At 38.1% G+C, this 22,664-nt stretch carries 19 protein-coding genes, 1 pseudogene and 1 riboswitch; of the genes and pseudogenes, 16 read left to right on the forward strand and 4 right to left on the reverse strand.

Annotation, left to right across the window (positions count from 1 at the left end; translation table 11 throughout):
• Positions 1-1,037 precede the first annotated feature (1,037 nt).
• The 13 genes and pseudogenes from NFS43_RS22245 to NFS43_RS22300 all read left to right on the forward strand — a co-directional run bounded on the left by NFS43_RS22245 (position 1,038) and on the right by NFS43_RS22300 (position 16,998).
• Positions 1,038-2,426, forward strand: a complete 1,389-nt coding sequence (locus NFS43_RS22245) for a sugar phosphate nucleotidyltransferase (RefSeq protein ID WP_251555089.1) — start codon at positions 1,038-1,040, stop codon at positions 2,424-2,426.
• A gap of 621 nt (positions 2,427-3,047) precedes the next feature.
• Entirely contained in the window at positions 3,048-3,194 is a 147-nt protein-coding gene (locus NFS43_RS22250; protein WP_251555091.1) for a hypothetical protein, read from the forward strand.
• Positions 3,195-4,057: 863 nt separating this feature from the next.
• Positions 4,058-5,164 (forward strand): UDP-galactopyranose mutase, encoded by a 1,107-nt coding sequence (gene glf / locus NFS43_RS22255; RefSeq protein ID WP_251555093.1) that lies wholly within the window; start codon positions 4,058-4,060, stop codon positions 5,162-5,164.
• Between the two features lie 1,099 nt (positions 5,165-6,263).
• Entirely contained in the window at positions 6,264-7,793 is a 1,530-nt protein-coding gene (locus tag NFS43_RS22260) for a YifB family Mg chelatase-like AAA ATPase (RefSeq protein ID WP_251555094.1), read from the forward strand.
• 1 nt (position 7,794) lies between these two features.
• Positions 7,795-8,340: an REP-associated tyrosine transposase gene (locus tag NFS43_RS22265; RefSeq protein ID WP_251555096.1), complete on the forward strand. Its 546-nt coding sequence runs from the start codon at positions 7,795-7,797 to the stop codon at positions 8,338-8,340.
• 496 nt (positions 8,341-8,836) lie between these two features.
• Positions 8,837-9,439 carry a DUF7686 domain-containing protein gene (locus tag NFS43_RS22270; protein WP_251555098.1) on the forward strand — a complete coding sequence of 201 codons (603 nt, stop codon included), beginning with the start codon at positions 8,837-8,839 and terminating at the stop codon, positions 9,437-9,439.
• Between the two features lie 189 nt (positions 9,440-9,628).
• A complete protein-coding gene (locus NFS43_RS22275) occupies positions 9,629-10,075 on the forward strand; it encodes a VanZ family protein (protein WP_251555100.1) in 447 nt (148 codons plus the stop codon).
• Positions 10,076-10,553: 478 nt separating this feature from the next.
• Positions 10,554-10,639, reverse strand: a riboswitch (cyclic di-GMP riboswitch).
• A 537-nt stretch (positions 10,640-11,176) separates the two neighbouring features.
• Positions 11,177-13,762: a KAP family P-loop NTPase fold protein gene (locus tag NFS43_RS22280; RefSeq protein WP_251555102.1), complete on the forward strand. Its 2,586-nt coding sequence runs from the start codon at positions 11,177-11,179 to the stop codon at positions 13,760-13,762.
• A gap of 377 nt (positions 13,763-14,139) precedes the next feature.
• Positions 14,140-14,265: pseudogene (locus tag NFS43_RS24620) on the forward strand (DUF7713 domain-containing protein); the annotation flags it as partial.
• Positions 14,266-14,420: 155 nt separating this feature from the next.
• Positions 14,421-15,059 carry a hypothetical protein gene (locus NFS43_RS22285; RefSeq protein ID WP_251555103.1) on the forward strand — a complete coding sequence of 213 codons (639 nt, stop codon included), beginning with the start codon at positions 14,421-14,423 and terminating at the stop codon, positions 15,057-15,059.
• Positions 15,028-15,492, forward strand: a complete 465-nt coding sequence (locus tag NFS43_RS22290; protein ID WP_251555104.1) for a protein-export chaperone SecB — start codon at positions 15,028-15,030, stop codon at positions 15,490-15,492. Before NFS43_RS22285 ends, NFS43_RS22290 begins: the two co-directional genes overlap by 32 nt.
• Positions 15,473-16,252, forward strand: a complete 780-nt coding sequence (locus tag NFS43_RS22295; RefSeq protein WP_251555105.1) for a hypothetical protein — start codon at positions 15,473-15,475, stop codon at positions 16,250-16,252. The genes NFS43_RS22290 and NFS43_RS22295 overlap by 20 nt, the downstream gene beginning before the upstream one ends.
• A 608-nt stretch (positions 16,253-16,860) precedes the next feature.
• The gene (locus NFS43_RS22300) at positions 16,861-16,998 is read left to right on the forward strand and encodes a hypothetical protein (protein WP_251555106.1); all 138 of its coding nucleotides are present in this window, start codon (positions 16,861-16,863) and stop codon (positions 16,996-16,998) included.
• A 122-nt stretch (positions 16,999-17,120) separates the two neighbouring features.
• Here the strand turns inward: NFS43_RS22300 and def are convergent, their stop codons facing one another.
• The 3 genes from def to NFS43_RS22315 all read right to left on the reverse strand — a co-directional run bounded on the left by def (position 17,121) and on the right by NFS43_RS22315 (position 18,439).
• Entirely contained in the window at positions 17,121-17,699 is a 579-nt protein-coding gene (gene def, locus NFS43_RS22305; protein WP_251555107.1) for a peptide deformylase, read from the reverse strand.
• Positions 17,692-17,883: a helix-turn-helix transcriptional regulator gene (locus NFS43_RS22310; protein WP_251555108.1), complete on the reverse strand. Its 192-nt coding sequence runs from the start codon at positions 17,881-17,883 to the stop codon at positions 17,692-17,694. The genes def and NFS43_RS22310 overlap by 8 nt, the downstream gene beginning before the upstream one ends.
• Before the next feature lie 271 nt (positions 17,884-18,154).
• The gene (locus tag NFS43_RS22315; RefSeq protein WP_251555109.1) at positions 18,155-18,439 is read right to left on the reverse strand and encodes a hypothetical protein; all 285 of its coding nucleotides are present in this window, start codon (positions 18,437-18,439) and stop codon (positions 18,155-18,157) included.
• Positions 18,440-18,720: 281 nt separating this feature from the next.
• Between NFS43_RS22315 and NFS43_RS22320 the strand changes: the two genes are divergently transcribed.
• Positions 18,721-19,296, forward strand: a complete 576-nt coding sequence (locus NFS43_RS22320; protein ID WP_251555111.1) for a hypothetical protein — start codon at positions 18,721-18,723, stop codon at positions 19,294-19,296.
• An 886-nt stretch (positions 19,297-20,182) separates the two neighbouring features.
• Here the strand turns inward: NFS43_RS22320 and NFS43_RS22325 are convergent.
• Positions 20,183-20,575: a hypothetical protein gene (locus NFS43_RS22325; protein WP_251555113.1), complete on the reverse strand. Its 393-nt coding sequence runs from the start codon at positions 20,573-20,575 to the stop codon at positions 20,183-20,185.
• A 226-nt stretch (positions 20,576-20,801) separates the two neighbouring features.
• On the opposite strand from NFS43_RS22325, the gene NFS43_RS22330 reads away from it, so the two are divergent.
• The gene (locus NFS43_RS22330) at positions 20,802-21,590 is read left to right on the forward strand and encodes a DeoR/GlpR family DNA-binding transcription regulator (RefSeq protein ID WP_251555115.1); all 789 of its coding nucleotides are present in this window, start codon (positions 20,802-20,804) and stop codon (positions 21,588-21,590) included.
• Complete coding sequence (locus NFS43_RS22335) at positions 21,577-22,632, forward strand: oxidoreductase (protein WP_251555117.1); 1,056 nt, start codon at positions 21,577-21,579, stop codon at positions 22,630-22,632. The genes NFS43_RS22330 and NFS43_RS22335 overlap by 14 nt, the downstream gene beginning before the upstream one ends.
• The last annotated feature ends 32 nt before the right edge of the window (positions 22,633-22,664 follow it).

The raw sequence follows: 22,664 nt of genomic DNA on the forward strand, positions 1-22,664 counted from the left end.
CGTAGCGTACCCGTATGTTGGAATAGTTTCACATAATATAAAAATTTTGTTAGGAAACATGTCGAAAAATATTTTTTTGTCACTTCACCAACGGGTCAAACCGTTGATATATCAACATTTATAGAGGGAGGGTATAACTTTCAAAAATATGGTGCACATATTTTCCACACTTTAAAACATTGGTTTGGAATTACCAGCAACTGTTTTCAAGATTCAATCGTTTTACCAATTCACCTGTGGCAAATTATAAGGGCAAATTATATTCCATTCAATATGTACTCATTAAATTAGATGTGGGGTATTGTGACACCAAAAGAGGCTGCAGCTAAGATTGAGGAGAACGTAAGGAGATTGTCCGTGGTGAAGGTAAATTAGCTTAGATGATTCTCTTACCCGAGTAAAAGCAGGGGATATTATTCACCTTACAGCTGGTAAGAAACAAGTAATAAAGGGATTAATGGAATTAGAATTTATTGAGATCCAAACAGGAATCGGATTAGTGATGATTTTCACCACTCTATATTGATGGGATGACATAATTAATTATTTCAATAAATTAAACGCGAAAGTGATATTAATACACTGGAGAGGACTTGAGTTCTTTCCTTTTTTAATATCAAAGGTTATGGAAGAGTGAGTATTAATTTCTAAACACTTTCTTAGTAAACGGTGAATTAAGTGGAATTGGTTATTGAAATATATGGAATTTGATTGGCTAGTCTATACCGTACCTAAAATTAGGTTTATAATAAAATTCGTTATTACTATGATTTAATATAAACAATTGAAGAGACAATTTAAGATGCTGATGTTTTCCTTACTTTACTATATTGATGAAGTAAAGGACTTTGATTTAACTAAACATGCCAGTTTAATGAGAAAGCCCGTTATTCTTGACGGCAGTAATTCCTATGACCTTGTTAGTGCTAAGAATGCAAAAATGTGGTTTGAAGGTTTCTTTGGTTTTCAAAAATATCAGATGGTTGTTATGAAATTTATCAGGTTAATATGGCCTGAGGTTTTTGGGAGGGATATCATTGAATCTTGTTTTACTGTCAGGAGGATCAGGCAAACGCCTCTGGCCTTTATCAAATGACACAAGATCAAAGCAATTTTTAAAGGTGCTAGAAAGCAATACTGATGAGAAAAAATCAATGGTTCAGAGAGTCTGGGGTCAGCTAAAAAATGTTGGCCTTTCGAACTCATCAGTAATAGCTACTTCCAAAATGCAAAGAGATATGATTTATAGCCAGGTTGGAATGGATGTACCTCTTATTATTGAACCAGAACGGCGTGACACTTTTCCTGCAATCGCATTAGCATCTTCTTATTTGCACTCAGTCCAAAAGGTATCTGAGAATGAAGTAGTCGTTGTATTGCCGGTTGATCCATACGTTGAGGACCGATTTTTTGAAAATGTAAAAGAATTAGAGAATGTATTACTAGATTCCGGGGCAGATTTAGCTCTGGTTGGCGTAAAGCCAACATATCCATCTGCAAAATACGGCTATATTGTTCCTAGAGGAACAATTGATGGAGAATCATACTTTACGGTTAATCATTTTACGGAAAAGCCTAGTGAAGAGAAGGCACAGACACTAATTAAAATGAATGCCCTTTGGAACTCTGGTGTATTTGCATTTAAATTAAAATATTTGCTGGATATTTTAGTTCAAAAGGATTTACCAATTCAATATGACAAGCTTGCTTTTCAATATAAGACTCTGCCTAAGATTAGCTTTGACTATGAAGTAGTAGAGAAGGCAAATCATATAGTAGCGTTGCCTTACAATGGTTATTGGAAGGATCTTGGCACATGGAACACATTAACGGAAGAAATGGCCACTTCTCAAATTGGAAAAGGTATTTTAAGTGATGATACAGAAAATACTCATTTAATTAATGAACTGGATATTCCTGTTACTGTTATAGGGGTTAAAGATGTTGTTGTTGCAGCAAGTCCAGATGGAATATTAGTAGCAGACAAAGCCTCAAGTCCTAAGATTAAGGACTTAATCGGTGGGTTTGATCAGCCTCCAATGTACGAGGAGAGGATTTGGGGCTGGTCCCGTGTACTTGATTATGCCAAATACGATGACGGCAATGAAATGGTAACCAAGCGGATTTGTATCCACGGAGGAAAAAATTCCAGTTACCATTACCATAACCTCCGTGACGAAGTCTGGACTATTGTCCGCGGCGAAGGCGAACTCGTGTTGGATGATTATATAACCCGAGTAAAAGCAGGAGATATTATCCATCTACCGGCAGGCAAGAAACACGGAATTAAAGGATTAACTGAGTTAGAGTTTATTGAAGTACAAACCGGTGTAGGCATCAGTGACCAGGACTTCATCCCTTTGTATTTCGAATGGGATGAAGTGAATAATCATCTTAATAAATCGAAAGCAAAGGTAATTTTGTAACCTTTTCTATTATCCGGGAACTGCTTAAGTCTAAGGACATATTTATTATTTTTTGTCATTTTTCTTCTCTATCCTTTTTGAAGTAGTCTCTTAGCTTTGGTCGAGTAAGTTTTCGAAACATCCACACAAATGTTGGCTACATCTAAAGCATGGGGTACAAAGAATTCGAAAAACTATTCAATCCAAAGAAAAAACCCCATTCAGTTAAAGTTAAATGTGGTGAAGTGAAATAAATATGTAGTAAAGATAGTCTAGAATTTTGTGGAGATAGATAGGTTCTATTTTTAATGTGTAATGTTAGATTGGGGTTACAGCTGAATATTGTGAGGTTGCCAGGTTGTCAATCTCCCTTTCCAATTTATTGGGGAGAAGCTAAGATACCTAGAATCAGTTCTTAAAATCTTAAAAGAAGCTATAAGGAACCATGCGTGAGACTAAGATTGGCTACCTGACACCACTCGAAGTTTGTCGAACTTTGCAGAATCCTGGTTCTTGCATATCGCCGAGGGAATTTGGGGATGAGTTAATTTATAAAAGTACCATTTACTTTAAGAAAAGTTGGTCTAGAAAGTAAGTCTTATGTAGAGAGAAATCTTTCATTAGATAAAAAGAACCTTGTTCGTGGTACTCGTTGATGGGCTTCGTACTGAATCGCATCTTTCATTTTTGTTTATAGCCATGAAGAATTGCCATCACCGAATCTTGATTTGGAAGACCATCGAACTTGAAGTCATGAAGGGGGCAGGCGTGATGGCTTTGTTGGCTTAGCGAGCAATTTGGCTACTGGCTTCTCTGTTAGGAATCCATCTCGCAGAGGTTAAGTGTAAAGTATAATATTGATCCACTGCCTAATTGCAAAAGTGCTTTATTTGGCGGTAAGACTCTTGGAGTTGGTGGCTCTCAACTTTGGCAAAGATGGCCTAAAGTCATGGCAAAATTTATTCTTTTCATTTTGCAGTCGGCTATCGCAATTGGCCAGCTATACCTCTGCCATTAATACGGTGGTTCTAAAGAAGTGAATCATACCCCTTCCCAAAACGACAACTCTTCGCCCCTTTTAGAACGTAAAAGGCGGATTTGAGCTCAAGATATTTAAGTGTTGAACTTAAAGGAAGTGGGCAAGTTGCCAGTCGTTAAAGTCTGTGGTTGCTATGGCAATTTTTAATTGTTCGACTGAATTTTTCCCGCTACTTTAAAGACACTATAATCATTAGGACAGTAAATAATAACATAGTTACTGACCCTATTGATTCCACGATGAGCTTTGGGATATTTTTTTAGGGTTCACCATTAGAAGTAAGTAAAATGCATTGATCAAGTTCCTACAATCGCTTATCCTTACTCTCTTTCATTGTAGAATTAACCTCTTCAAAGCGAACTGCATTATCCTCAAAGGTAATTTTCTTTCGCATGAACCTTACTCCTTTCAATGGATAAAAATTTAGTAGAAGTTATATTTGACATTTCATGGCTAAAATCTTTTGTCGAATGAAGGGAAAGGGGTTGTCATTCGGAATAATTATCAACCACTATATAGTCTTTAAGGTTAAAGGCGGGAGTAAACGTAGAGTCGTCTCTCTGTTCTTTGGTTCCTAATTATAAAAAAATTAATGTCATGTGGAGGAATTTAGATGGTTTATGATTATTTAGTTGTTGGCTCAGGTTTATTTGGGGCTGTATTTGCTTATGAAGCAGCAAAACGTGGTAAAAAGGTAAAGGTAATCGATAAACGAAACCATATTGCCGGTAATATCTATACAGAAGAAATAGAAGGCATAAATGTTCATAAGTATGGTGCACATATTTTTCATACGAACAGTAAAGAAATCTGGGATTATGTTAACCAATTTGCTGAATTCAACCGCTACACGAATAGTCCAATTGCAAATTACCGTGGCGAAATTTATAATATGCCGTTTAATATGAACACTTTTAATAAATTATGGGGTGTAGTAACTCCTGAAGAGGCCAAGGCTAAAATTGAAGAGCTGAAAGCAGCAGCAGGCTCTGAGAATCCGAAAAATTTGGAAGAACAAGCGATTTCGTTAGTTGGGACGGATATTTATCAGAAGCTAGTTAAAGGGTATACAGAAAAGCAATGGGGCCGGAAAGCGAATGAGCTACCCGCTTTTATCATAAAACGGCTGCCGGTTCGCTTTACCTATGATAATAATTACTTCAATGACCGGTACCAAGGTATTCCAATTGGAGGCTATACCCAAATCGTTGAAAAAATGTTAACTAGCAATTTAATTGATGTTGAATTAGAACAGGACTTCTTTGAAAAGAAGGAAGAGCATCTAAAGACTTTCCCTAAAATCGTATATACGGGAATGATTGATCAGTTTTTTGATTATCAATTTGGTACATTAGAATACCGAAGTCTGCAATTTGAGACGAGTGTAATGGACAAGGAAAATTATCAGGGCAACGCAGTCGTTAATTACACTGACGCTGAAACCCCATATACACGTATTATTGAGCATAAACATTTTGAATTCGGACATCAACCTAAGACCGTTATAACAAAGGAATATCCACGTAATTGGGAAAAAGGTGATGAACCTTATTATCCAATGAATGATAAAAAGAATAATGGGATTTTTAATAAATATCGCGAATTAGCAGAAAAAACGCCAAATGTAATCTTTGGTGGTAGGCTTGGAATGTATAAATACTATGATATGCATCAAGTTATTGGAGCCGCTTTATCTGTTGTAACTCAAGAATTTAATTGAAATCCGAATAGGGATATGGGACGGGCATTGCTAAAAATTATATTTATAATGTGATTTTTCTACTTCTAACCTTAATTACTCCGTTATTACAGTATCTCCTATGTTTCTAGGGTACTGGGTAGCGGTGGAGTTGGTTGTATTTTAATTTCATTATCCTTTACTTTATTAATTTGGGATAATTGGAATTTCCCTTTATGGTAACCGGAAGATTGCGTATGTTCGTGAGAATTTATCGAAACTTAGTTAAATATTCTAGTGTATTTTTATTTATAATTTATTAACGAAACTGTGCTTTTTGGTTTTTTATAGGTTTCATGTTTATATCAAATCAATACCATCTTATCCAGTCTATCTATATTATTGTAGCAGTAGTTGGTGCCTTTGGATTTATAAGGAAATTTTAGAAGTGTAACAATATTGTTTTATTTGCCTAAAACGGTAGATAAGATAAACTTGATATAGCATGACATAAAAAATACATTTAACCATCTTTTTATTTGTTCGTGCCACATATTGCAGGTCAGCTTTATTTGGTTTTAAATAAAAAAATGTTAGGGTATTTGTCCACTACAGGTGAGGTAAGACTTTTTGATAACTTTAATAAAATTACCAAAATGGTTTTATCAGTTGTAACACAAATGGGTGTTGTCATGCTTCCCTGGAAAACCCTTACGTTCGCTAGGGGAGAATAATTCTGGTGCCTGTCACCACCCGAATTTTGTCGAAGATTGATAGTTTTAGATGAATAGAGAATAGTAGATTAAAATTGCAACTGATTATTGTGAGGTTGGCTGGTTGGTGATCTTCTTTTCTTTTTAAAGGAGTAACGTAAGCCCGTATTCAAACAACGCATATAAAACAGCAGCATCTCCTGGTACGATCAAGGCGCAATCCACTGGCACCGCTCGAATTTTGTCGAAGATTGCTTGATTGCTAATGGTGCCGGAAGTGGTAGAATGGGTGTGTAGAGTATGACTTCCGTATAATTTCCTCTATCGTTTTTTTCTCCTTCGTTTCATTATTATTCACTCTTCTTTATATAGAAATCCCTTTTTTATGAGCTGACTTTAAAATACGAGGCTATGCAGGAGGTTGTTTTATGACTGTAAAGGTGTCAAGTATTGGGTTAAAAGGATTGGAAGGTTACTGCGTTCAGGTGGAGGTGAGGATTTCGCCTGGGACGGAGTCGATGGTCATTGTCGGGTTGCCTGATGCATCAGTGAAAGAGTCACGGGAACGGGTGATTGCAGCACTGAGCCGGTTTGATGCTGATGTGACAGACCAGAAGGTGGTGGTGAATCTTTCACCTTCGGAGCAAAAGAAAAATGGTCCATTGTTTGATTTGGCTATCGCCATTGCCGCTTTAAAGGAATTGAATTTCATTAAAGGGGACATTCCACTGGATACAGCCTTTATTGGTGCCTTGTCACTGGATGGAACGGTGATGAAGGCGGAAGGGATGCTGCCAGCTTTGACAGCGGCAAAGAATCTGGGAATCAAGAAGGTGTATTTTCCCTATGACCCTATGATACCCATTCAAATGCTGCAGGGCTTGGAATGTCGAGTGGTCCAGCATATAGAAGAAGTTGTGCAGCATATAGAGGGCCAAGAAAGTTTGGAGTTGTTACCTGCAGCAGTCAATGGTGCTCCCGTGCCACAGTTTCCGGATCGTCCCTTAAAAGATTTTGCTCATGTCATCGGCCATGAAAAAGCGAAGCGAGCGCTGACGATTGCGGGGGCTGGTGAGCATAATGTGTTAATGAGCGGGCCGCCAGGCTGTGGAAAAAGCTTGCTGGCTGAGACCTTTCCATCAATTCTGCCTTCCCTAACCAATCAATCCCAGCTGGAGGTCATGAGCTTATATCAGCTGGCAGGTGAGAAATTAGCTCGTCATACCCCGTATCGGCATCCCCATCATTCTGCATCATCCGTTGCAATTATTGGCGGCGGATCCACACCTAGGCCGGGTGAAATTTCTTTGGCCCATCACGGCGTTTTATTTTTAGATGAGATAGCAGAGTTCTCCAAAAAAACGTTGGATATGCTGCGGCAGCCGCTTGAGACCGGAGAGGTGACGATTAGCCGTGCTCATTCCACGGTGACCTATCCTTGTTCCTTTATCCTTATTGGTGCCATGAACCCCTGCCCTTGCGGATACCTTGGCTCCTCCAGCCATTATTGCACTTGTTCCCCAAAACAAATTCAAACCTATCGAAACCGTCTGTCAGGGCCGGTATATGACCGGATTGATATCCTATTATCTTTACAGTCGGTTAGCCTCAATCAACCTATCAACCAGAACGAATCTTCCATTGAGCTCAAGAAACAGGTGGAAAAAGCACGTGATCGCCAATATATGCGCTATCAGCAAGAAATCACCAATGCGAAGGTACCAGTTGAAACTCTGATGGAGACGAGCCCGCTTACAAGTAACCAGCAAAGCATGCTGACAAATGTGGCGGCAAAACAAAACTGGAGTAATCGGGTGCAGATTAAAATTATCCGGCTGGCCAGGACTATTTCTGATTTGTCGGGGGAAGAAGAAATTTCTGAGCAAGCCATCTGGGAAGCAATGACGCTGAGACGCCGGAGTTATCAAAAGCAACAGAGCATCGCGAGGGAAACTTGATATGGCACGTGAGAAACGAATCTGGATCCCCCAACGTTTTTACCATATCGTCTGCCGAGGGAATCGACGTGACCCGCTGTTTCGTAGTGCTTCCGACTTTGAGGCCTTTCTCCATATCCTAAGCCAGCTGCATAAGAAATATCCGTTTGAAGTGGCTTCCTATTGCTTGATGACCAATCATTATCACCTGCAGATCCGCAGTTCGGAGGTGCCGCTTTCCAAACTGATGTCACTCATCAATAAACGGTACGCCAATTACTATAATACGAAGTACCGCTTAACGGGGCATGTCTATGAGAAACGATTTTATGACCATATCATTGAAGATAAACAAGGAATGCTCGAGGTCAGCCGGTACATCCATTTAAATCCCGTTGAAGCCAAAATGGTCAGGAGGCCGGAATATTATCCTTGGAGCAGTTTTCCCCTATATAAGTACTCGAGAACAGTGCCCCCATGTTTTATGAATATGGACAGCCTGCTTGGGTTTTATGAAGGAACCGAAGAGATGAGAAAAGAAAAGTATTGTCAAAGTCTGGTTGAATAAGGTGCCAGGTACTACACGAATTTTGGCGGTTTATTTGTTCCAATTTTCTCTTCTGTTTAGATGGGCAAACCTTAATCAAAGCAGCTTTTGTGACACTTTTAAACAAACATTTGTATGACTGACAAAATTCATGTCAATTAATGAATAAAAGTCTTTCTAGACAAGTGTTTATGCAAAATCAATCAAATGTTTGTTTCATTTTTTGGGGCTGCCGGTCGACAGGATCCTTCATGTTTCAATCATCAATTGTTGAAAACGAGGGGAGTCAGCAAGAAATAGACTAGTTTTTCAGCAAATAATACGACTAGAAAGTTTGATTGAACATGATTTAACAGTTTTTTTCTTCGTTTTAAACAATCATTTATTTAATTGACAATATTCTACTGTATTTAAGATGCATAGTCCCTTTGTACCGGGTTTTTGGGCGTATTTAATTAATTGTTTGTTTACATTGTTAATTCCGGTCTGTGATGGAGCCTGCGGGTGCTGTGGTAAAATGGAAGAAAACAATGCAGGTGATAACATGAATTTGTGTGAAAGCTGTGAAGCAGCTGAAGCGAAAATTGTTTTAAGTATGGAACCCAATAGCATGCATTTATGTTCCAATTGTTATAATGAACTCATGGCCAAGGAGCTTGATTTGAAACTGGAGCAGCTGCCAGATACTTTTTCATTGAAGGATCATCAGGGTATTAGTCGCACATTTGAGGTGGATCGACGGATTCATCCTATAGGAATCTGCTTAGAAGCGATAGAAACTATTGAATTTGGCTATAAATTTGCTGTACATGGTGAATTAGACTGTGATCAGCTAGAACTGCTTACCAAATTAATCGCCAAAACACGAAAAGGGATAGCAAAGAAACAAGTAGAAACAAATGCTTTTCCGAATGGACAAATCCTCTATTCAATAATCGATGATCAGGTAACCGGCATTATTGAGTATGATGATACTTCTGATGGTACCCCACTAGTTATAATCGATGGAAATCCATTCACATGGGAGGAAGTTGGAAAGATGGTTATGTCATTTGAAGGCTTTCAAATAAAGATAAAAATGTATGATGTAACGGATGATGTAGAAGAGGAATCAGATTAATTTTTCGCCTAGCATTGTAGCAAATAATCAGAAAGACCACCACTATCATGGCAATATGGAAGATACCAATCACAGAATTTACCCTACTAAGAGGGAGGGAAATGAGGGAATATCCTTTTTACCATATTTAAGGGAAAATGGATTGAGGTGGGGAGCTATTTTTTTGTTAGGCAACAAGGGGGTGGTATCGTGACAAAGCAGAAGAAGTGGGCAATAGCAGCGATTGTATGGATGATATGTATCTTTTGCTTTACGCAGCTGCCCTATTTTACAGGGGAAAACACCTCTAAAGCAATCCATAAAGTAGTAGAAACGGAACATAAGGCAATCAGTACACCGAATGCAGATAATCATGAGGTTGGTATCTTAAACCTTGCCTTGCGAAAATCAACTCATTTTCTCGTATTCGGCCTGCTTGCATTTTTATTGTTTAAATCATTGGAAGCGAAACGATTCTCTTATCTCCTGGCATGGCTAATCACCTTTTTTTATGCGATGACCGATGAATACCATCAATCGTTTAGGCCAGGGAGGGTCTCTTCCTTTAGAGACGTTTTAATCGATTCATTTGGTGCTTTTATTTTTTTGACGGTATCCTATCTAGTTAATAGGCGAATGAAAGCCAAGACTCATTGATTTTTAAGTCATAATAATGAAACTCCACTGCCAATTTTTCCAGCAGCGGAGTTCTTTTTCTATTTATCTTAAAAGATCACTTGAAGTATAATTCGGATCCAGCCAAAAAGTGCTAACCATAATGGAACACTCAGAGAGGTTCCCCAAACTAATCCAACTAAAAAATTCCCTTGCTCGTCCATCGAAATCAACTCCCATATCAATTGGTTGATCCATTACATTGGTAAGGGCTTTAGTCTAATGATGTGTAACCGCTTTCAAATTGAGTAATCAAAAGATAATAAGGTTCTTAAACCAATAACCCTTTGGTCAAAGAAGAACTTTATAGGTGTTTGCTTTCTGCTAATTCTAACTGTTGGTCGCCTCTTTTGGAAGCCATCATGAGACTCATGATGAACAACATGAAACAGGGTGCCTACTAGAAAATAAATCATAGTATCCCTCCTATTGTTCCATAATTCGCAAGGAAGGTTTCATATTCGGTAACTGGCTGGCATAGTTTGGAAAACGTTAGCCCCTATAGTTTTGCGGCACCATCTTTCAATGGCTTTGCCCTTTCGTACGAACTATGTATTTGATAATGGGATTATACCATATCCTGTTAAAGATATATAGTAAATTCCCTATAATTAAGTGGCTAATCTAAAAAATAGTAAAAAAGAATGGTAAAAGATCTCGATTCTTTGATGAAGCAGCTTCATTTCTGGAATAAAAGAGAACCTACTAATTTTGAAGCCATTTTCACATAGGCAATACTGTTAAACTGTTGCTCTATTGGACAAGGATGATCTAATTAAGTGATCGATTGATTGGTTCGTGACGGAGTATGGAGAGATAAGTTGGCTTCCCTTTTTGAGCACCCAATTTGGATTGCATGATGTAATGGACGCTTGATAATTTCGTATAGCCATAACAAATTTTTGTATGAGTAAATTTTACTTAATGATTGGGGGGGTCAATAATTGTTAGTTTCCCTAGATTCGAGTAAACGGTTACTACTATTTTAGCCTTTTAAGATATACTAATGAATTGTTAGGACTCCTTAGTAAGTTAAGTAAAAAAAGAAGCAAATGACCAAATAGAGAAAAAGGGGAGCGGAAATTGGAAAAGGTAAAGGAAATTTTTTTACAGTCAACTATTATTTTTATCTTACTGATCATGATGGAGAGGATGTTGAAATCTCTTACCCATGAGGTACCTTTTATAAAGACTTATTGGTTTTTCCTTCCACTGCTGTTTGTCGTTCTTTTTATTATGGCGGACGAGATTAGAAAACGGAAAATAGTGTCTAAGATGATGCAGATTCCAGCCTTTCAATTAAAGTTCGATATCATTATCAGTTCTATTTTACTGGCATTTGTTCAATATTGGGTATCCTCTCTTTTTAATTATGTAGAGGGTACCTTAAAGCCGGCACTTTTGGTTATGGCATGGATAGGAGCAATTTATATTCTTTGGATGGTAACTCGTTCGATTGCCGTTTATGTACGAAAAAGGAAGAATGAGAGAAAATCAAATGAAAAGCTGTTCCTGGATTATCCCATTGAATCAGAGAAAGATGATCGGTTCAACCGTGCTTCATTTGCCCAGCGAATTTCAAATATTATCAATATGAGGGGGTATTCTGAAGGACTTGTTATCGGTCTATTCGGTCAATGGGGAAGTGGTAAGACATCTGTTCTAAACCTTATTAGGAAATCCCTAAAGGATGAGATTGTCTTTCACTTCAATCCTTGGTTTTTTGAAAATGAAAAAGAGCTTATTCGGCAATTTTTTATCCAATTTGGGAAGGCGGTTAGGCAGGAGGATGGAACGGAACAATCCATTCTGCTTGAAAAACTGTTGAGGGTCTATGGTGAAAAGGTTGCCTCGTTAAAAGTGAATCTAGGCATTACCTCCTTGTCTATTAACCAAATCACTTCCTTTTTTGCAGGCAACTCTTTTTCAAAAGATACGGATATTATGGATTTGCGAGATTCGATTATTGAGCTGCTACAAAAAAAGGGCCGTGGGATTACTGTATTTATTGACGACAATGACCGGCTAAATCGGAATGAGACTCAAACGGTTTTTAAACTTGTGAAGCTAATTGCTGATTTCCCCTATACGGCATATATCCTGGCGTTTGACGATCGTCTCGTAGCTAAAAGTTTAGCAATTTTATATGAAGATAACGCTTCTCATCATAAAGGGGATTCCTTCCTTGAAAAAATTATACAAGTTCCGCTGCATATGCCGCCAGCAGACCCAGCTGTTTTACGAAGTATGGTGTTTTCAGGAATAGACAAGGTACTGGAAATCAACAAAATGGAATTGAACAGAGATGAAATGCACCGATTTGTTAGTACGTGGGATCGCTCCATCGGGAATGTCATTACTACGCCAAGAATGGTAAAGCGTTATTTAAATTCTCTACTCTTTTCGATTCCTTTATTAAAGGATGAGGTGAACACCGTTGATCAAATCCTGATCGAATCTCTTAGAGTTTTCTTTCCTGAATTCTATGAATTCGTCAGATTAAATTCGGATCTCTTTTTAACTCCAGGCAGAAGCAGCACTTCCAATAAGGAAAAGATCAAACAATATCGCGATCAGGTGTTGGAGGCCATGCAAGTTTTTAATGAAGATCATCAATATGTTCTAAAAATATTTTTACAGGACCTCTTTCCAAGAACAAAGGTAGTTTTTACTGATAATACTTATTACGGACATACTTGGGATCGGGAATGGACGGCAAAACAAAGAGTGTGCTCAAGTGAGTATTTCGAGAGATTTTTTAAATATACCGTCCCAGCAGGAGATGTTCCAGATAACTGGCTGAAAAATCTTTTACAATTAATAGAAAGTTCATCAGATCAGGATGTTTTAAATGAATTAAATAAAGTGATGAAACAGCATGGGATGTCTAGGTTGATTCAAAAACTGCGCTATGTGGAAGAAACTGTCCCTGTTAGTACCGCAAAAAAACTTTCAGAAATGTTGGTAACTATGGGTTCTTATTTTTCAAGAAAGGATGGGGCGTTTGGAATTGTGACAACATGGAGCCAAGCTGCGGTTCTCATCTCTCAATTAATCAAACGAGTACCGGAAGAGGAGCGGGTGGAATTTTCGAAGCAGATATTAGCGATTGCCCAGCCTATATCATTTGCTAAAGAGATCTTTTGGTGGATGCGTCCTTCTGAGGAAAAAGATTTGACTGATATTATCCATACGGAAGAAGAGATTGCTGATATTGCTGCTTCGTTTATAAAAAGAATTAAGCTGGCAACAGAAAAAATTGATTTTCTTGATCAGAATACTACGGATCATGATGTGTATGGGCTATTGTGGATATGGCAGAAGTGGGGGACAAAAGAAGAGGTGGAGGATAGGATTAGAACATGGTTTAAGGCGGAAAATGGAGTAGAAAGGTTCCTTTGTGCATTCCTCGCCATCTCCTATAATTTGGAGACAGGCATTCCCCATGTTGGGTCATTTGGTAAGGAAGCCTATAATGCCGTTCAAGTCCTGATCTCGCCGGATGAGATTGATACACAATTAAAGCTAAAATATACACCTGCTTCCCATTATGATGAGGATGCAGAAATGGACCATGCTACACCTTACGAGAGGGTAGCCCAACAGTTCATGTGGATTCACCGGAAGGATTCTAGTGCCTGTCACCCCCCGGATTTTGTCGAAGATTGATAGGTTTTTAGTGTGCCTGTCACAACCCGAATTTTGTCAAAGATTTAATTCATCATGCGAAGGATGATGACGACTTACTTGTCCCAACACATATAAAAACAATGGTTGAGACAATTGCAGACTTTGATCTGGTTTACTCGGTCGTCGAGATCGTCAATTTTGGGCTGGACAACAACATAAGAAAACCAAAAAGCCGCTTCATTTTTGCCCACACCCAAGACCTCCAAGCCATGCGAAAGTTCTCAACCTTCGTCCCATCCGGCAGTCTTTACCGAAAATCACTACATAACACTATAGGCCAATTGGATCCCGTAGTACACAATTACTGAGACTGGGACTTCTATCTCCGGCTAGCCGAAAACCACCGCACTTCTGATGGCACTCCTCTCGTTATTATTGATGGAAAGCCATATTCATGGGAAGAAGTGGGGAAGATGCTTATGTCGTATGAAGGTTTTCAGATCAAGTTAAAGATGTATGATTTTACGGAGGATGTGGAGTAAAATAGTGTTTTTTCAAATATTTTCTTGTGGGTTATGGTCCTGGATTTATATGAAATTTTCAAAACTGTGAATTTTGTCAATGAATCTTGATTGAGAATTAGTAAATTGTGGTATATTATAAAGTAAGAAGATATGATAAGAGAGGTATGATGGGAATGAATTATCGGATTACATTAGAAAGAAATATTAATACTCAACCCCACTTATCAGCTTCCTCCCTTTATATGGACCTACGCAATGATGTATCTCAAAGTATTTCTAAGTTTTACGAATGGTCCTTTAAGGAATTCGAGAAACTATACAGCCAGTTTCAGAGCTTGAGACCGTTCAGTGATCCCAAAGAATTCTTGTACTTAGAGAAGATAGCTTTGGACTCGATTAGTTGGTATAAAGAAGAGGGAAAGAGGATTTATACTGACCTATCTCTGTCTTTAGCACCTAATCCGTTTCCTATCGTAAAGGAAAAGTTTGATCAATTTAGCATAAATATTCAGTCGCTAAAAAAAAGACTGCTGTTCCAGGTAGATACAATTGAAGAGCTGAAGGATTATGAGGATGTTTTCAATTGGCTATTGGAATTACCTTTCATGTTAAAGAAAAGACTGGAAGCACTCAATTTAATGGCTAGTTATCGTACTTCCATTAATCCTGCTGGTGTTAAAGGCTATTATGAAAATGCTGATTTGGTGTATACATCAGAGACAAGTTCAAAAGGAACTTGTCTTTTTTATAACAAGGTAAACTATAAAGAGGAGAATATTTATGATGGACAATGTTTACAACCAGCTTATTAGAGCGGTCGATCTAGATAATATTTTTATTCAATCTTGCAACAGTCAACGATTTCATCATTCACTGTTAAAAAGTAGTCAAATTGACACAAACATTCAGATGACGCAGCGACTGGAGTATTATAAAGATGATTTCTTTGCTACTTCCGCTTTTTTTGATATTAAAGCATTTGAAGAAGACCATGAAGAGAACTTAATCTTCAATATTCAATTTACATTTATTCTGGAATATAGAATAAGTGGATTGAATTCAGAACTTTATAATAGTGAGGAGTTACAAAAGGCTCTAGACCAATTTGTTAAAAACAATGTACCTGTAAATGTTTGGCCGTATGGTAGGGAATTCATTGCCCAAATAACAACGAGGATGGGGTTACCTCAGCTTCTTATAGGAACTTATAAATATTTTCCACAAAATGATGAAGTGGAAGAGTGAAAAACATATGAGTATATCCTTTCACGGACGTCCTCCTCTTCAATTCGAGGGAGGACATATTATTTGCCGGTTAACCGACAAATTTCTTGCAAATGTGTGGTCCTTTGATGTATTTTGTGATATTTTGCTGACGTTTCCAACTATAAAAAAGTTTGATAGAAGTCATTTAGTAGATGTACTAATGCCTGATTATCGAATGATGTATCCTCACGTATCCGAAACAAATTGGGAAGAGATAGTAGGTATGACTGAAGAGGTGTATGCATTCTCTCAAGAGGAATTTGATCAATTTCGCGGGGACTTATTAGAATACTTATTATCTCAACTAGGAGCAATTAAGGTTCTATTTCCATCGTCCTATGTAACTATCAAGGATTGCCGAATCTATGATGAGAATGGAAGGTTAGGAGAAAAGGAAGGTCACCCGGATACGAATATGGATGTTGCTTTTTATATGGGTGATCCAGAAATGAAATTAGAAACTATTTATTGCGAACTGTTAGAATGTAAAGCTAAGCTGGACAATTACCTTGCAATAGTTGAAGATAGGGACCCACCGATTAAACAAAAGACTAAGGAAAAATTGGATTACCTAAATTTTATCAATAGATACTTTTCATCCTGTACAAATTTCTCCATTTCGTTTGCAACTTTTCAGGAGAATGCAGACCGTTGCTTACACGCGTTAAAAAGATTAAATATTAACGGAATTGGTATCATTAATCGAAGTGAAATTGTTGATAAGATTAGTCATTATTAAGAAACCTGGTTATTAGTTTGCGGTTTCCATCACTCCCCAAATTTTTCCGAAGATTGATAGGTTTTTAGATAAATAGAAAATGATAGTAGGGAGTTGCAACTTATGATGCCAGGGGGACCGCGACTTCATTCTTCTCTGGCAATCAAAAATTTTGCGTTTAGATTTTCAATCAAGAAAACAGCTAAGGCACAACTAGCCATTATCCGCTCATTCTAGTGCCTGTCACCCCCCGGATTTTGTCGAAGATTGATAGGTTTTTAGAAAATGGTAGAAGAGAGTGGCAACTGATTATAAGGACAAGGGTCATTTGAATTAATCAAATGATTGATTAGTTGGTTGGTAATAGTGCAGGGGGAGATGAATAGTCTTGGAAGGAAGTACATTAGAGCTGGTGTTATGAACCGATTATTCGACGGTTTTTTTAAGGAAAAAGGGGAGAGTATTGGATATCCATGCGGTTGCACCGATATTCAAACAAACGTCTGTTTAACTGACAAAAAATTCAGGTTGTGAATGGTGTTCGTCCCTTATTTATTGGGGGATTTTTGATATTTAATCAAACGATTAGTTAGTTTTTTTGAGGTAGAATATGTGGATATCGAAAAGCTATGGGGAATATCAGAAATCATCATGTGAGGCAAGGGGATGAGATTAACGGCCTGGTATATCATTTGAACGGTGCTTTCTTCTCTTTCGATTCATTTTTCCACGAGGCAGCCAGCAGCGGGAAGAAGAGCATTCAGTGATCCTAAAAAACTAGGTGACAGTATCTAGAGATTTTACAGTTAAGTAGAAATGGTACCTACATAAGCGTAAGTACCATTTCTATTGTGAAAAATATGTTGTCCATAAGAATGTACGCCTTAAATTAATACAAACTTTCAATATCCACATTTTCAGGCAATTTGAAGGGGTTTTCTTTATGGATTCTGTCATAAAACATGATTCCGTTTAAATGATCGATTTCATGTTGGATGACAATGGAGCCGTATCCTTTAAATTTGAGAATGACTTCTTGGCCCGTTATGTCATAAGCTTTTACCTTAATTCGCTCATATCTCGGAACAAATCCCTTTACATCTCGATCAACCGAAAGGCAGCCTTCTCCTTGGGGTAAATAAATCATATTCAGAGAATGGCTGATGATTTTTGGATTCAGTAGCATACATTCGAGATCCTTTTGTCCATCGTCAAATAGTGCGGCAAACATTCGTTTATCAAGACCAATTTGATTGGCAGATAATCCTGAACCAGGACGGAGTCTATACTTTTTGGCCACCTCTGGATTCTGGCTGTTTTTCAAATATTGAAGCATACATTGCAAAGCATCTTGATCCTCTTTCGAAACAGGAAGTTTAACCTCTTCGGTCACCTTTCGCAATATTTTAGCGCCTTCTTGTACGATATCTTTCATGGTAATGATGTATTCCGGGTGAAATTTATTCATAAATAAATACCTCGTCCACCTTCGTATTTAATGCCTTTGCTATTTTAAAGGCTAATTCTAGAGTTGGGTCATACTTATCATTTTCTACACAATTAATGGTTTGCCTGACAACACCACATTCTTTGGCGAGAGCCTCCTGCGTTATCCCTAATTTTCTTCGTAATGCTTTTATGATATTTTTCAAATTTGATCACCTGATTTGTCCAATACTTTTGACATTTATCATACTATATAATTTTAGGAATGTCTAATGTGTTGGACATTTATTGTGTATTTCCCTTAAATGTACTTTATCACAATTACATATTGGACAAATTTCCGAATCGTTGTGGTTTTCTCTGTGTCGCAGTCTCCAGTTAATAACGGAAATAATTCTCTTGCTGCCGTAATTGGCCAACAAGGCTGGAGGGTACTGGGAAAATCTAGGTTATAGGGAAATGAAAAGAAGGGAAGCATTAATGGCTTCCCTCCGTGGTCTTGTCCGTCTCTTTCATCAATTCCTGCAAATCCGCTATGGCTAATTCGATGCTTTGCTCTATTTCTTCGTGATACCCTGCTCCAGTTAGATCATAATGGTGAATAGAACTACTATAGGCGAAACTCTTGTAGCCTTCCGTCACTTTAAAAATCTCAACCGTAATGGTCTGAGAGTTTCTAATATAGTATTTCCTAATCTCCAACTCTTCCCCGTAACTTTTGGAAGTCATCCTCATTTTAACACGATCCTTTCGCCGCTTCATTACAGGTCATAGGTGGTTTGCGAGAATTGTTTCCCCAAGAGAAGTCCTGTCATATGGATCGTACATGATATTTTGTTCCATGGGTGTGAACCTTTTATGAATGTTTTTTTCAAAGGAACCATTCTATCGAATGCGCCTTCATTATTTTGATATTGGCTACTTTTATCATCAGTGGAACAACAGGATAGATTAGATTTGTGCTACACTAACCATGAATATCGTATATAATTTTCCATATAAAAAACTTGTAGTATGTATATTCACAAATAAGGAGACTTTTCATGGTAACTAGTATTATCCCTGCATCGATCTCAGCGGGAGCAGCATTGTTGTCGGTTTGTTTAACTGCCTATAGTGTGATGAATTTGGTTCGTAGTAATAAACAGCTTAATAAGGATAAAAGAGAAGCCCAAGCTAGGAAAATAGCAGCATGGTTAACGCGAAGTACAGGTGAATCTGATGTTATCATTCAAAACACTTCCAATACTCCAATCTATGATGTATTAATTGTAGCAGTTGCAATCACTGGTGCGGCGCCTTATGACGGAGTGGAAACAATGAAAGCAAATAATACAAAATCTGGTAATCAAGCGCTTTACCCCTATTTAGTATTTCAAAAGATTCCTCCTGGAAAATTTATTAAGGAATTTGGGTTTTTAGAAGGCGGGATGCATGTCACGTATGGAATTGAATATGCTTTTACTGATTCATACGGAAATGCTTGGAGGATAGACGGAAAAGGAAGATTATCGGAGCTAGGAAAGAATTACCTCTATGAAATGTATTGTTTAGAAAATCCTGCACCCTGGTGTGATCTGGATTATTTTAATGATAGCTTGGAGAAACCAAAGGGGTAAAAGATCGGTTGTTAACAAAATAAATGTACTAAATTCCCTCAGGTTCAAACGATTTTTCCCGAATTCCCATCGGATGTGTGCCTGTCACTGCCCGAATTTTGTCGATTGGTACTTTAGAGAAATAGAGAATGGTAGAAGGAATATGGTGAGGGTTGGCTGATCAATTGGGGTGCAGTTCACTTTATGATACAGCTGCTTTATTTTTATTGCTTTTTAAAGTTTGAAAGGGACCGCAAGCATCTAATGAATTGGATGCTAGAGGGCTCGATAGGATAATGGGGTGAATCAAAACTTTCCATTGAAGATATGCATATTCTAGCTTCGTCACGTGGCTGCTAGGCATGTTTCAGTAATTATATTCATTGAAGGAATGGCATTTCTGGAACAAGCAGGAACGCTTTTTGTTCAAATAATGAAGCATAAAGGATCTAGGTTCTGATATAGTTTATTGTTGATATGAGAATTCATAGGCGGAGAAATTCCCGCTATTGTATATTGAGGGCCCTTAGGAAGCTGAAATAAGAGGAGAAATTCCGCTTAACGGCTCTAAATAAGCTAAAATTTATTAATTTTGATACAATAAACGGAAAAAATCCTCTTATTTTTAAGGAAATACCCATATTTCCCAATTTAAGCGGAATTTCTCCGTTTATTTTTCAAGCACAGAAAATCAACGTTCAGAGCTATAATATAGCCTAATTAATATTCCTATTTTGAATGATAGAGTCGTGCCAAGCTTAATTCTTTTTAAAAGATTTCCAGGATCCAAGTTTTTCTCAAAGGATAAAACGGGAGAAGTGTTCCAGCACTTCTCTAAAATAATCCGGATTAAATGAGAAATGGAAGCTAATGAATCAGGGTCCATTTTGGCGATTTATTCTACTTATCAATGACCCGCTAATCGTTTTTCAAAATTCGCCTTAAACAACAGAATAGCATCAATATTTACAGCAAAATCGTGGTTACTGATATTAAAATTAGTTGTAAACTCGCCAGACTTCTCACGAACCATAATTGTTGGACGGATATTGTCTCCGATAGCGTCCTTAGTTACAGCACTTCCATAGAAATACCAGTTAGTTTGAGTAGGCATATTTGCTGCATTCTTAGATAAGTCATTTTTTATTAATTCGCATAATTGAACCATGAAATCTTCAGTTAGCTTAATGGTTTTTCCATGCTGACTGTCAACAGATATATCAGCATATCCATACCAAATATTCCTGCTAGTATATTTTCCGTCATTTGAAGTGTATGTTTCATCAAACAAAATCTTCATTTTCATTACCCTCCGTAAAAAATTTCTTCTTAACAATATTTTACACCAATTAGAAATTGTAAAATAGCTTGCTGTTTGTTTCACTAACTCGTATGAGTGTTAAAACTTAAAAAACTTAATTTCATTAATTTTTTTAAGTTTTTCCGTGGATTTATGGAAAACAATCTATTATAATGGGAATCAAGATTTCCATTTTGTCGGAAGTGGATGGAGGAGTTTTGAGGCTATGTATCAAGAACACAGGCTGCAATTGATAAGATCGTATTTGTCTTCACATAAAAGCATTTCATTGGAAGAAATATGTGAAGCCTTTAATGTTTCAAAGGATACAGCAAGAAGAGATCTTGTCAAACTCGAAGAGCGCGGGGAAATTATCAGGGTAAAGGGAGGCGCGACACTTCCCTCGGTCAATCGGAATGTCATCGATTATAAAGAACGGCAAGCTACCGCCGGCAAAGAACGAATTGCCCAGAGCGCGGCTTTACTGATTCAGGATGATTATGATTTGTTGATGGATGCCTCTTCAACTGGCGCGCTTATGGCTAAATTCATGGCGGGCAAGCAGGTCCATGTAATTACCAACTCGATTGATATCGTGGATTTATTAGGAGAACATACGGATATTCCAACCTTTTTGCTGCCTGGAAAATTCAATAGGAAAAACAGAAATCTATTAGGTCCAAGAACCATTGAGACACTAAATGACTACAAGGTTGACCAATTATTTCTTGGCGCCTGCGGAATCAGTCCTGAAGGCATTACTTCTCCTGACGAGGATGAAGCCTTTTTAAAGAAAAAAATGATCAGCTGTGCACGGCAAGTTATATTGCTGGCTGATCATACGAAGTTTGAAAAGGCATTTCTCCACAAGGTTTGTGATATTGCGGACATTGATGTGATTGTTACCGACCAATATCCGGATGAAGCTGTAAGGGAAAAAATAAAAGAAAATCAGATTGATTTGATTGTGACAGAGGATGAAGAAAACAGGGGGGAACGAAATGAGGAAAATTAGGGTTGGTTTAGTCGGCTATGGAATTTCGGGTGCTACCTTTCACGCGCCCTTGCTCAGCGTGTTAGAGGAATTTGAAATTGCGAAGGTGGTTAGTTCCAAAAAGGAAAAGGTTCAACAGGACTTAGGTGATGTGGAAGTCGTAGGCAGATTAGAAGAGGTTCTCGAGGATGCCACGATTGATTTGGTGGTGATTTCCACTCCAAGCGGTGTGCATTACGAAATGGCCAAGCAAAGTTTACTGGCAGGCAAACATGTGATTTTGGAAAAGCCGATGGTGGCAGCAAGCTGGGAGGCAGAGGAGCTTATGAAGCTTGCCGAAGAAAAGCAGCTGCTTTTAAGTGTTTATCATAACAGAAGATGGGATAATGATTTTTTGACGGTCAAGAAGCTGGTGAACGATGGGGTGCTTGGAGACATCAATACCTATCAGGTCCATTATGATCGTTTCAGACCAGATGTAAGAAATCGGTGGAGAGAAAAGCCAGGTCCCGGATCAGGTGTGTTATATGATTTAGGTTCCCATTTAATTGATCAGGCTTTAGATTTATTTGGCTGGCCGCAATTCGTCTTTGCGGATGTTTTTATGCAAAGAGAGAATGCAGAAACGGACGATTATTTCCATCTTATTTTAGGGTATGAGAAGCTGCGGGTCATTTTGCATGCTGGTTCAATTGTTCCAAGTAATGGGCCGCGTTTTCAGGTTCACGGAAGCAAAGGAAGCTTTATTAAGTTCGGGCTTGATGGACAGGAAGCTGCGCTTAAGGAAGGCAAAAAGCCGATTGATCCATCATGGGGAGCAGATGAACCGCCATATTACGGTAAGCTCGTTACGATAGATGGGGGCCAGGAGAGGCAGGAAACAATCGAAACGGTCCATGGCTCTTATTTAACCTACTATAAAAAGATAGCCGAAAGCATCCTGGAAGGAAAAAGGGCTCCTGTTACTGCACATGAAGGGTTGTCAGTTATAAAAATTATTGAGGCTGCTCTTGAAAGCAGCGCAAAAAAGCAAGTCGTGCAGGTGCCTGTGGATTGCACCTAACATAGTGGGCCAAGTGGGCCACGGGCCAAGGG

The sequence above is a fragment of the Neobacillus muris genome (assembly GCF_943193175.1).
Taxonomy (GTDB): Bacteria; Bacillota; Bacilli; order Bacillales; family Cytobacillaceae; genus Neobacillus; species Neobacillus muris.

What these genes read in the sequence shown, in the direction of transcription:
- glf (WP_251555093.1), top strand. Translation starts at nt 4,058, where the DNA reads ATGGTTTATGATTATTTAGTTGTTGGCTCAGGTTTATTTGGGGCTGTA.
- NFS43_RS22260 (WP_251555094.1), top strand. Translation starts at nt 6,264, where the DNA reads ATGACTGTAAAGGTGTCAAGTATTGGGTTAAAAGGATTGGAAGGTTAC.
- NFS43_RS22265 (WP_251555096.1), top strand. Translation starts at nt 7,795, where the DNA reads ATGGCACGTGAGAAACGAATCTGGATCCCCCAACGTTTTTACCATATC.
- NFS43_RS22270 (WP_251555098.1), top strand. Translation starts at nt 8,837, where the DNA reads ATGGAAGAAAACAATGCAGGTGATAACATGAATTTGTGTGAAAGCTGT.
- NFS43_RS22285 (WP_251555103.1), top strand. Translation starts at nt 14,421, where the DNA reads ATGAATTATCGGATTACATTAGAAAGAAATATTAATACTCAACCCCAC.
- NFS43_RS22290 (WP_251555104.1), top strand. Translation starts at nt 15,028, where the DNA reads ATGATGGACAATGTTTACAACCAGCTTATTAGAGCGGTCGATCTAGAT.
- NFS43_RS22295 (WP_251555105.1), top strand. Translation starts at nt 15,473, where the DNA reads ATGATGAAGTGGAAGAGTGAAAAACATATGAGTATATCCTTTCACGGA.
- NFS43_RS22300 (WP_251555106.1), top strand. Translation starts at nt 16,861, where the DNA reads ATGGGGAATATCAGAAATCATCATGTGAGGCAAGGGGATGAGATTAAC.
- def (WP_251555107.1), bottom strand. Translation starts at nt 17,699, where the DNA reads ATGAATAAATTTCACCCGGAATACATCATTACCATGAAAGATATCGTA.
- NFS43_RS22315 (WP_251555109.1), bottom strand. Translation starts at nt 18,439, where the DNA reads ATGAAGCGGCGAAAGGATCGTGTTAAAATGAGGATGACTTCCAAAAGT.
- NFS43_RS22320 (WP_251555111.1), top strand. Translation starts at nt 18,721, where the DNA reads ATGGTAACTAGTATTATCCCTGCATCGATCTCAGCGGGAGCAGCATTG.
- NFS43_RS22325 (WP_251555113.1), bottom strand. Translation starts at nt 20,575, where the DNA reads ATGAAGATTTTGTTTGATGAAACATACACTTCAAATGACGGAAAATAT.
- NFS43_RS22330 (WP_251555115.1), top strand. Translation starts at nt 20,802, where the DNA reads ATGTATCAAGAACACAGGCTGCAATTGATAAGATCGTATTTGTCTTCA.
- NFS43_RS22335 (WP_251555117.1), top strand. Translation starts at nt 21,577, where the DNA reads ATGAGGAAAATTAGGGTTGGTTTAGTCGGCTATGGAATTTCGGGTGCT.